Origin of the sequence: Aquidulcibacter sp. (genome assembly GCF_020253525.1) — a bacterium.
Lineage (GTDB): Bacteria > Pseudomonadota > Alphaproteobacteria > Caulobacterales > Aquidulcibacteraceae > Aquidulcibacter.
This window is the reverse complement of sequence record NZ_JADCBK010000042.1, coordinates 1-10,182: the sequence shown is the minus strand read 5'-3', so window position 1 is coordinate 10,182 and position 10,182 is coordinate 1. Positions and strand designations below refer to the sequence as shown.

Below are 10,182 nucleotides of genomic sequence, written 5' to 3'. Positions count from 1 at the left end.
TTGTTCGCGATCCCCCGCCCGCCCGCCAAGCGGCAGAGTCTCACGGGCTTGCGGCACCGGAAGTGGAAGCTGCATTGTGACGGAGATGACCAAACTTGGATTGTTGCGAGGCCGGACGGTTCACGTCCGCTTTCAGCCGTTCGAGCATCGTCTAGCCTATGACCTCTATCAAGTGCTGATCGACGTCGATGATCCGGCTAGCCAAGTGCGCGGCCTTAAATGGATGGCGCACAATCGGTTTGCGCCTTTGGCTTTCTACGACAAGGACCATGGCGACCGATCTGGCGCGCCGCTTCGAGGCTGGGTTGAGGCGCAATTGGCTTCAGCCAAAATTGCCTATGATGGCGGGCCCATCCACCTTCTGACCTTCCCGCGCGTCTTGGGATTTGTGTTCAACCCAATCTCGGTCTTTCTGGCCTATCACCGCGACCTTACGCTGGCGGCGGTGATTTATGAAGTGAACAACACGTTTGGCGAAACCCACAGCTATATTGCCCCAGCCAGTGGCCAGCCGGTGGAGCATCAAGAAGCCGATAAAATCTTCCACGTCTCGCCCTTCTTTGACGTGTCTGGCCGCTATGCGTTTACTCTGCGGACAGGTGGGGACAGCCTGTCCTTGACGATCGACAAGTTTTCAGATGCAGTTCGCGATCATCTAGCCACGCTGAAATTGCGTAGAGAGAATTTGACGGATGGGAATTTGGCGCGGGCATTTTTTGCTATGCCATTCCTGACGCTGAAAGTTGTCTTAGCGATCCACTGGGAGGCCTTGAAATTATTAGTCAAAGGTGCACGCTATCACCACAAGCCAATGCCACCCATTCCCGTCAGTGTTGCCAAATTAAGTAGGATTTCATCTCCCCATGAGTGACGATCAAAACGCAAATGCCCTGTTGATGACGCCAAAATTGGCGCGTCAGCTTCGCCAAGTTCCAATGGCCTTCAAAATGGCGGCTGTGGCGATGAGCAATATTGTCGAAGGCGAAATCAGGGTGTGGCTACCTGATGGTCGCCAGCTGATTTTCAGAGGGGAACAACCTGGCAAAAGCGCAGTGCTGCAAATCAAGAATTTCAGCTTTATCAAACGCGTTGCCGCCCAAGGCGATATTGGCTTTGCTGAAGGCCTGATGGCAGGCGAATGGGACACGCCAGACCTTGCGGTCTTGTTGGAAGTCTTCTCGTCGAACTTGGATCTGATGCCAAAGCTGTTGGTTGGTGGCCCGCTTTGGACGGTGATCAATAATTTCCGCCATAAATTCCTTAAGCGTAATACAAAGACTGGCTCGAAGAAGAATATCTTGGCCCATTATGATTTGGGCAATAATTTTTATTCGCGTTGGCTTGATCCCAGCATGACCTATTCTTCCGCCGTCTATGAAAAGGACGGTCAGGATTTGACCAGCGCGCAAATGAACAAATATCGCGCGCTGGCTGAGCAAGTCAGTCTGAAAGCCGGCCAACATGTGTTGGAAATTGGCTGTGGTTGGGGCGGTTTTGCCGAATTTGCCGCCCGCGAATATGGTGCACGCGTAACTGGGGTCACCATCTCGGAAGAGCAATACAAATATGCGACCGAGCGTTTGGCCAAAGCGGGCTTAAGCCATCTGACCGACATTCAACTGATGGATTATCGCGACATCAAAGGCCAATATGATGCAGTTGTGTCGATCGAAATGTTTGAAGCGGTAGGCGAAGAATATTGGTCGACCTATTTCGACAAGGTCAATTCAGTTCTGAAACCCGGTGGCAAGGCCGGTCTGCAAATCATCACGATTGATGAGCGTCTGTTTGAAGATTATCGCAGCCGCGCCGACTTCATCCAAAGCTATGTCTTCCCAGGCGGGATGTTGCCCAGCGTGCCCCGCCTGAAACTCGAAGTCGCCCGCGCAGGCCTCGTCTGGCAGAGCACGGCGGCCTTTGGTCTGTCCTATGCCGACACTTTGGCCGCTTGGGCCAAAAGCTTCCTGGCTGAATGGATCCATATCAAGGACATGGGCTTTGATGAGCGCTTTAAGCAATTGTGGCGCTTCTATCTGGCCTATTGCGAGGCAGGGTTCCGCACCGGCCGCATCGATGTTGGCCATTTCTCGATGGTTAAGCCGTAACCGCCTTCTCAAAGCCAAAAAAGAGGCGCGAGACCCGAGGGTCCCGCGCCTTTTTCTTGCGAGCAAACCCGCCTTAGCGCTTGATTTGGCTTGCGATATAGTCACGAACGCCTTTGCCATAGGGGGGGCGCAGAGCCTTCATCGGCCCCAAATCCTTCTTCAATTGGCTATAGACCGAACGGGCATGGCTAAACTCTTTAAAGCCATCAAAGCCATGATAGGAGCCCATGCCTGAAGGGCCAATCCCGCCAAAGGGCAAATCTTCCATGGCGATATGGAAGATCACGTCATTGACCGTCACCCCGCCCGAGGTTGTGTTGTTCAACACATATTCCTGCTCATTCAGGTCTGCCCCGAAATAATAGAGGCCCAAGGGGCGATCATTGGCATTCACATAGCCGACCGCTTCTTTGACATCCTGATAGGTTTTGATCGGAAGCACAGGACCAAAGATTTCCTCTTGCATGATGCTCATCTCAGGCGTGGTATCGAGCACCAAAGTCGGCGGGATTTTGCGACCATTTTGGGTGGAGAAATCTTCACCTGCTGGATTGATCTCTACAATCGTTGCACCCTTTTCCTTGGCATCGGTCAATAAAGCTTGGATGCGGTCAAAATGGCGTGGCGAGATGATGGCGGTATAGTCTGGATTATCCCGCAGCTTTGGGTACATGGCCGTAACCGATTTGGTCAAAGCGCCAACCAATTCATCGCGCTTTTCTGTGGGCACCAAAAGATAATCGGGTGCCAAGCAAATCTGACCGGCGTTGAGGGTTTTGCCTGCCATGATCCGGTCAGCCGTGGTTGCCACATCGGCCGAGCGAGAGACGATAACGGGGCTTTTGCCACCCAATTCCAAGGTCACAGGGACCAGATTTTCAGAAGCCGCCCGCATGATATGGCGGCCAATGGAAGTGCCGCCGGTAAAGATCATGTGGTCAAAAGCCAGTCGCGAGAAGGCTTGGCCGACATCTGGGCCACCTGTCACAACCGCAATCTCTTCTTCCGAGAAAGCCTTGGCAAACATTTGGCGCAACAATTCAGACGTGGCCGGGGTCAATTCCGAAGGCTTAATCATCGCGCGATTACCTGCTGCAAGGATTTGGGCCAAGGGCGCAAAGGTCAGATTTACCGGGAAATTCCAAGGCGCGATAATGCCAACCACCCCTTTGGGCTGATAACGCACTTCAGCCTTTGCGCCCAATAGCCCCAGCAGCGAGGGCGAGGTCTTGCGCTTTTCAGGACGCATCCACTTGGCCAAATGCGCCTTGGCATCCTTGAGCGGTCCAAGCGAGCTGGCAACATCAGTAATCAGGCTGGTTTCGCGCGCCCGGCAGGAAAAATCTTCTGACAGCGCATCGGCGATTTGCTCAGCATGATCAACCAAGAGGCCAATGCAGCGATCCAAGCGATTGATGCGGACTTCGGCTGAGGGAATACCGTCGCGCAATTGAGCCGCTTTCTGGATGGCCAAAATCTGGTTCAGTCTTGCGATGGTGTCGCCATCGCCACGCACGGAGAAGGTCATGTCATTCATGATAGTGGCTCCCTAAGTCTTTTATTGGCACCTTATGGCGCTTTTTCAGCGGTAACTATGCGCACGACTTGCAGCTTTTTCCAAGTGTTTGGTGAAAATTAGTGGCTGTGTTTACGCAATCTCCATACTGCATAGATTAAAACCCACCCTAACGCAGCGAATCGTGTGGTGGAAAAAGTGGTTCAAAACCTAGTCGGTGAACAAGGGATGGCGGTGGCTGAGGCTGCCTTGAAGTCGCTGAAAGAGCGGAAGATCACGCCTTCGCCTGAGAATTATGCCATTTGGTTGGCCTATCACTCGGCTGTTCAAGCTGCTCTATGCACCGAAATCGACATGATGATCGCCGGCAAACGCCAGATTGATGACCATGTCTGCGACCAGCTTTACATCAAGTATTTCGAGGATGTCGCGATTGGCTCGCGCATGATGAAGGCGGGCGGCAAGATTGCGGCTGAGATGGAAGATGTCCGCAAGGGCTTGTTACGGGCTGGCGTCAAGACCAAGGCCTATGGCGAGCAATTGGCTGTGGCAAAGCGGGAATTGGAAAAGACTGACAGTCCTCTGATCACCCGTGACCTCGTCAATAGTCTGGTTGGTGCCACCGACGAAATGGCCAATCAATCTAAGGACCTAGAAGCCAAGCTTGCTGAGTCGAGCATTGAGATTGAAGCCTTGCGCGTCCAACTGGAGCAAGTGCGCATTGAGGCTGCAACCGACTCTCTGACTGGCCTGGCCAATCGCAAGGAATTTGATAGCCGCCTTGTGGAAATGTGCGCTGCTTCTGATCGCGGTGCGGGCCCTGTCACCGTCATTATGGCCGATATCGATTTCTTCAAGCGGATCAATGACACATTTGGCCACCAAACAGGCGACCAAGTGATCCGATTTGTCGCCACCGTTATGGATCGGGCCAAGCCGAAAGGCGGTCTTGTTGCCCGTCTCGGCGGGGAAGAATTTGCCATGATCGCCCCCATGACCGACCGGAAAACGGCTGCAAGCATTGCCGAAAAAATCCGTCAAGCCGTTGAAGGCAAGCGCTTGGTGCGTCGGGCTTCAAACGAAGATTTGGGCAAAATCACGGTCTCTCTGGGCGTGGCACAGCGCCGCCCGGGCGAGAAGCCAACCGATATGGTCGAACGCGCCGATGCTGCGCTTTACAATTCCAAGCGGTCGGGCCGCAACCGCGTGAGCCAAGAAGAGCTCACCAAAGTCAAAGCAGCCTAATCAGCCTAAAGCCGACCAGTTTTTCCCAACGCGAATATTAGGCGCGCGCGGGCCTCTGGCATGGTCTTGCGTACGGGGTTGAGGAGTTCGCGCTCAATAAAATGGCCCATTAAGGCAAAGCCGTCGGCGACATCGCCGCTAATTGGTCGGTTCTGTCCGCCCAGCAAAAAAGGTGGCAGGACAAGCAGCTTATCGGCAAAAGGCTCTCCCGCCGCTCGGGAAGCGGCCCGCCCCGTCTTCGGGCTTACCCACGCAAGATCATCGGGCGACCCGGTCAAGGCACATTGAGATAGATCAAGCCCATAGCCCATTTCGGCCAAAAGCCCCATTTCCCAGCGTATATAAAGCGCAGGCCAGCCCTGTGTGTCACTGAGGGCTTGGAGTAAGATGTCGGTGGCTTCAAACAAGCCCACACAAGGCTGTCGCTCAGGCGTTACTTCCAAGAGAAGGGTCGCCACACACGACAGAGCCGCAAGGGCAGCCGCATCCTCCATCACATCGGCAGGCCCGCCGCCTCGGCTTTCCATCTCGTCAAAAAAGCCTAATTGCTCTTCAAGCCGCGACTTCCACGTCAGATGCAAACGGGTGCCCGGCTCAATCAAGGCGCGTTTGCGTTTGCCCGCGCCGCCATAAACCAAGCCCGAGGCGCGGCCGACGTGATCGCTTAGAACCTCCAGAATGACGTCGTTTTCGCCAAAGCGTCGCGCCGACAAAGCGATGGCATTGCCCGTCCAAGCGCTCATCAGTTGCCTCTAGGCATCAAAGTCGAGGCCGAGGGCGGTGTAATGGGCCCGCTCTTCGATCCAATTCTCGCGCACTTTGACATGCAGGAACAAGTGGACGGGCCGTTCAATGGCTTCGGCAATATCTTTGCGGGCGTTTTGGGAGATCCATTTCAACGTCTCCCCGCCCTTGCCAATGGCAATGCCTTTATGACCTTCGCGCATGACATAGAGGGTTTGGTCAATCCGGACCGAGCCATCCTTCTTTTCCGTCCACGCATCGGTTTCCACGGTTGCGTGATAGGGCAATTCTTCATGCAAGCGCAGAAAGACTTTCTCACGCGTGATTTCCGCGGCCATCACACGCATCGGCGTATCGGCCACTTGTTCTTCTGGATAAAGCCACGGCCCTTGAGGCATACGCTCTGCCAGCAAATCATTCAGACGCTTAAGGCCCGAGGACTTGAGGGCTGAGATCATCACAACCTCATCATAAACGCCCTTCTCAAAAAAGGCCTGTGACAGATCGAGCAATTTGGCGCGTTCCAGCACATCAACCTTATTGAGCGCCAGAATGGCTTTGCGGCCCTGCTTCTCAAGACCTTCGATCACTTGCTGCACATCTTCATGGGTCCGCTTATCGCTGCCATCGCCACGCCCTTCGCTTGTCCGGCTTGCGGCAGGGGCGTCAACGACATGGACAAGCGCATCGGCATCGGCTGCCCCGCCCCAGGCTGAGGCCACCATCGCCCGATCCAAACGACGCTTCGGCGTGAAGACGCCCGGCGTGTCGACCAACACAATTTGGGCATCGCCATGAATGGCCACACCGCGCACTGGAAAGCGGGTGGTTTGGACCTTTTGGGTCACAATGGAAATCTTTTGCCCCACCAGGGCATTGACCAAGGTTGATTTACCAGCGTTCGGCGCACCCAAAATGGCGGCAAAACCGCAGCGGGCTTTTTCCGACACCGCGGGTGTGGGGGTAGTTTCACTCGTCTCAGACACGTAATCCGCCTTGCTTCAGCAGCGCTTGGGCCGCGGCCCGCTCTGCATTTTGTTTCGATGAACCCTCTGCGGTTGCAACATGGTTCCCAGCTGTGACCTCTATCACGAAACGTGGCGCATGGTCAGGGCCATCGCGTTCCAGCACCTGATAAACAGGCGGGGGAAACCCGCGTTTTTGGGCCCATTCCTGTAGCGCACTTTTGGGATTGCGATGTTGGCCTGCCTCATCTTGTTGGCCAGCTTGCCAAGCAAGTTCAAAAAGGCCCTGTACGGCTGGCCGTCCACCGTCGAGCCACAGGGCTGCCATCAAGGCTTCAAACGCATCGCCAAGAATCGAATCGTTTTCAGCCACCGCATCAGCACTAAAGCCGCGCGAGACCACCATAAGCTCTGCCATGCCGATACCGCGTGCGGCCTCGGCACAATTTCTACCCGAGACAATGGCATTGAATTGGCGGGTAAGCTCGCCCTCTTCGGCCCGACCATGGCGTTCGAACAGGCGTTCGGCTGCCATTAGCCCCAAGACCCGATCCCCCAGCCATTCTAAGCGCTCATTATGGGCAAAACCCTTTTGGCCATCGCCACGGGACTTATGGGTTAAGGCGCGCTCCAGCAGGGATCGGTCCGCAAACTGATAGCCGATCTTATCCTGCAGCGCTTGGAGACGTGCCTCTCGGTTCATCGAATGGGTACAGCAAGCCGATCCCACCGCAGACCTGTGAACCAAGTCCAAGGCAGATAGAAGCGCGTGGTCTCGTCAAACGACAAGAGAACGATCCGTCCGCGCCCAACCAGATTCTCCGCAGGCACAAAGCCAACACCTGATTGCAAAATCGGATCAGCCCGGCTGTCGGTGGAATTGTCGCGATTGTCGCCCATCATGAAATAATGGCCCTCTGGCACCACAAAGACTTGGGTATCGTCAAACATGCCATTGGTTTCAAAATCATAGGTCACATAGGACTTGCCATTAGGCAGGGTTTCCCGGAAACGCGTGGCGGTGCGCACATTGCCGTTCTGCTCAGTAATGGTTTCAGGCTCAAGCATTTCCTGTTTGACAGGCGTGCCATTTAAAATCACCTGACCACCCACAACTTGGATGCGGTCGCCCGGCATGCCGATCAAGCGCTTGATATAGTCTTGGCGGGGGTCGGAGGGCAGCTTGAACACCACAACATCGCCCCGCTCAGGGGCCTGCCCCATCACCCGGCCGTTCAAAATCGGTGGCGAAAACGGAATCGAGGCATTGCTATAGCCATAATCCCACTTGGACGTCCAAAGATAATCGCCGACCAATAGACCGGGCCGCATCGATTCTGAGGGAATGTTGAACGGCTGAAACAGGAAAATTCGCAAAAACAGCGCGATGCTCAAAGCCATAATAATGGTTTTGACGCTTTCCATCAGGCTGTCGCCCTTCGGTGCCGGCTTTACCGTTTTGGGGGTAGCGGCCTTTGAGTTTGCTGTATCAACCATGAGACTCGTTTTCTTTTCACTTGACGTCGAGAGGCTGCAGGCCAATCACCACAAATGCCATGGCATAAGGATGATCGTCGGTCAGACTGAGATGTATGTCGGCTTGAAAGCCCGGTGGGGTAAGTTCTTGCAATCGCTTTAGCGCGCCGCCGGTCAAACTCAAAGTCGGTCTGCCAGTTGGCAGATTGATGACTTCCATGTCGCGCCACGCAACCCCTCGCCGCATGCCCGTCCCCAAAGCCTTCGAGCAGGCTTCTTTAGCCGCAAAACGCTTGGCATAGGTATCGGCCCGTTTGGCTGGACGGCGGTTGGCGCGCGCTTGCTCTCCCGCGGTAAAACAGCGCATTTCAAAGCGGGTGCCAAAGCGCGCCAAGGTCTCTTCAATCCGGTCGATCCGACACAGGTCTGAGCCAATTCCAACAATCATGCGCGCGCTTCATCCATCAGCTGACGCATACGGGCAATAGCTGCCTCAAGGCCAATGAAAATTGCTTCACCTATGATGAAATGACCAATATTTAATTCTACCAGCTCTGGGATGGCAGCAACCGGCTTCACATTATCAAAGGTCAGACCATGGCCAGCATGGACCTCTAGCCCACGGGCGGTGCCGATGCGGGCAGCTTCGGCTAGCTTCTCAACGATTTCTTGGGCTTCTTCCGCCTTACCGTCGAGGGCGGCCTCCGCATAAGCACCCGTATGAAGCTCGACCACTTGTGCGCCCATGGCTTCGGCCACCGCCAGTTGGATGGGGTCTGGCTCGATAAACAACGACACGCGCCGCCCCGCGGTGGATAGCTTGCGGACCATCGGGGCGATGGAATTATGCAAGCGCGCCACATCAAGCCCGCCCTCTGTGGTCCGCTCTTCCCGCTTTTCCGGCACGATGCAAACCGCATGGGTGGGATGGCGCAGCGCGATGTCGAGCATCTCTTCAGTCGCGGCCATCTCCAAATTGATGGGCAATTCTACCTGAGCGATGAATTTCTCAAGGTCTTCATCGCGAATGTGCCGACGATCTTCGCGCAAATGCAGCGTAATGCCATCGGCCCCTGCCCTTGCAGCCATATGGGCGGCGCGTAAGGGATCAGGATGGGGCCCACCCCGCGCATTCCGGATCGTGGCTACGTGATCAATATTGATCCCAAGCCGTAGATGCGGGGCACTGCTCATGACGCAGAGCTTTGCGACAAGGCCCGGCTGCCAGGCTTAATGGCAGGAATGGCTTTAAGGTCATCTGGAATCTCATCGGGCGCAAAGCTTTCAACTTCGATGGAAGCCAAAGCCACCAGCTCACACCCAACATCCGCACGACCTGCACTGCGGTCCACAATCACCGCAGCACCCAAGATCACACAAGGCGCGTCCTTGATGGCTTCTAAGGTTTCGCGCACCGAAATGCCGGTTGAAACAATATCTTCAACGATGACGACGCGGGCTTCAGCGGGCAAAGTAAAGCCACGGCGTAGGCGGAACTTGCCCTCTTCGCGCTCCACATAGACGGCTTTAGCCCCCAAGTGCCGGGCTGTTTCATAGCCTGGAATAACCGCACCCACCGCTGGCGAGACCACATAATCGACCTGGCCCCACCGCTCCTTAATTTTGGCGGCCAAAGCTTGGCACAGCTTTTCTGTCGCGGGTGGGTCCATGAACACAAACGCTTTTTGCAAAAACGTGCGGCTATGGCGGCCTGAAGTCAGGATGAAATGGCCTTCAAGCAGGCCACCAGCCGACTTGAAGATCGAAAGAACATCGTCATTGGTCATAAGGCTTATCTATCACTTTCTAAGCTGATTTCACCAGTCTTGGCAGTGGCCGGTCCAATCCATGAAGCGGCCACTGCCCGAAAGATGCAGGTCCTCGGCAAGTTGGATGAGGCCCTCGGCACTGTCCTTGGCGTCAATCTCGGCCCCTTCCCCGCCCATATCGGTGCGCACCCAACCGGGGTGACAGGCGATAATTGAGATGCTGTCCCGTTTGAGATCGTGGGCAAAAGTTTGGACCAATTTGTTCAAGGCCGCCTTGGAGGCTCGATACGCCGGGGCACCTTGAGAGGCACCAGAAAAACGGCCCATGCCAGAGGAAATCATCAAAACCCGCCCCCGGCTCG

12 protein-coding genes are annotated in these 10,182 nt (G+C 55.3%); 3 read left to right on the top strand and 9 right to left on the bottom strand.

Features of this window, described 5'->3' with window-relative positions; translation table 11 throughout:
- Together IOB61_RS05755 and IOB61_RS05750 are read left to right on the top strand one after the other, a co-directional pair.
- The coding region (locus tag IOB61_RS05755; protein ID WP_290813517.1) for a DUF1365 domain-containing protein at positions 1 to 871 on the top strand (871 nt) is incomplete at its 5' end.
- The gene (locus IOB61_RS05750) at positions 864 to 2,105 is read left to right on the top strand and encodes a cyclopropane-fatty-acyl-phospholipid synthase family protein (protein ID WP_085340072.1); all 1,242 of its coding nucleotides are present in this window, start codon (positions 864 to 866) and stop codon (positions 2,103 to 2,105) included. The genes IOB61_RS05755 and IOB61_RS05750, both read left to right, overlap by 8 nt.
- Before the next feature lie 73 nt (positions 2,106 to 2,178).
- Here IOB61_RS05750 and IOB61_RS05745 read toward each other — a convergent pair whose 3' ends face one another.
- Entirely contained in the window at positions 2,179 to 3,633 is a 1,455-nt protein-coding gene (locus IOB61_RS05745; protein WP_290813523.1) for a coniferyl aldehyde dehydrogenase, read from the bottom strand.
- 186 nt (positions 3,634 to 3,819) lie between these two features.
- Between IOB61_RS05745 and IOB61_RS05740 the strand changes: the two genes are divergently transcribed.
- Positions 3,820 to 4,866 carry a GGDEF domain-containing protein gene (locus IOB61_RS05740; RefSeq protein ID WP_290813513.1) on the top strand — a complete coding sequence of 349 codons (1,047 nt, stop codon included), beginning with the start codon at positions 3,820 to 3,822 and terminating at the stop codon, positions 4,864 to 4,866.
- Between the two features lie 5 nt (positions 4,867 to 4,871).
- Here IOB61_RS05740 and recO read toward each other — a convergent pair whose 3' ends face one another.
- From recO to IOB61_RS05700, 8 genes are all read right to left on the bottom strand, one after another.
- Positions 4,872 to 5,609, bottom strand: a complete 738-nt coding sequence (recO, locus tag IOB61_RS05735; RefSeq protein WP_290813510.1) for a DNA repair protein RecO — start codon at positions 5,607 to 5,609, stop codon at positions 4,872 to 4,874.
- 9 nt (positions 5,610 to 5,618) lie between these two features.
- The gene (gene era, locus IOB61_RS05730; protein ID WP_290813507.1) at positions 5,619 to 6,596 is read right to left on the bottom strand and encodes a GTPase Era; all 978 of its coding nucleotides are present in this window, start codon (positions 6,594 to 6,596) and stop codon (positions 5,619 to 5,621) included.
- The gene (gene rnc, locus IOB61_RS05725) at positions 6,589 to 7,278 is read right to left on the bottom strand and encodes a ribonuclease III (protein WP_290813505.1); all 690 of its coding nucleotides are present in this window, start codon (positions 7,276 to 7,278) and stop codon (positions 6,589 to 6,591) included. Before rnc ends, era begins: the two co-directional genes overlap by 8 nt.
- The gene (gene lepB, locus IOB61_RS05720) at positions 7,275 to 8,072 is read right to left on the bottom strand and encodes a signal peptidase I (protein ID WP_367272813.1); all 798 of its coding nucleotides are present in this window, start codon (positions 8,070 to 8,072) and stop codon (positions 7,275 to 7,277) included. Before lepB ends, rnc begins: the two co-directional genes overlap by 4 nt.
- A 16-nt stretch (positions 8,073 to 8,088) precedes the next feature.
- Positions 8,089 to 8,499, bottom strand: coding sequence for a holo-ACP synthase (acpS, locus tag IOB61_RS05715; protein ID WP_290813501.1), 411 nt, complete (start codon positions 8,497 to 8,499; stop codon positions 8,089 to 8,091).
- Positions 8,496 to 9,245: a pyridoxine 5'-phosphate synthase gene (locus IOB61_RS05710; protein WP_290813498.1), complete on the bottom strand. Its 750-nt coding sequence runs from the start codon at positions 9,243 to 9,245 to the stop codon at positions 8,496 to 8,498. Before IOB61_RS05710 ends, acpS begins: the two co-directional genes overlap by 4 nt.
- Entirely contained in the window at positions 9,242 to 9,838 is a 597-nt protein-coding gene (gene pyrE / locus IOB61_RS05705) for an orotate phosphoribosyltransferase (RefSeq protein ID WP_290813495.1), read from the bottom strand. The genes IOB61_RS05710 and pyrE overlap by 4 nt, the downstream gene beginning before the upstream one ends.
- A 30-nt stretch (positions 9,839 to 9,868) precedes the next feature.
- A partial coding sequence (locus tag IOB61_RS05700) for an SDR family NAD(P)-dependent oxidoreductase (RefSeq protein ID WP_290813492.1) occupies positions 9,869 to 10,182 on the bottom strand: 314 nt, incomplete at its 5' end.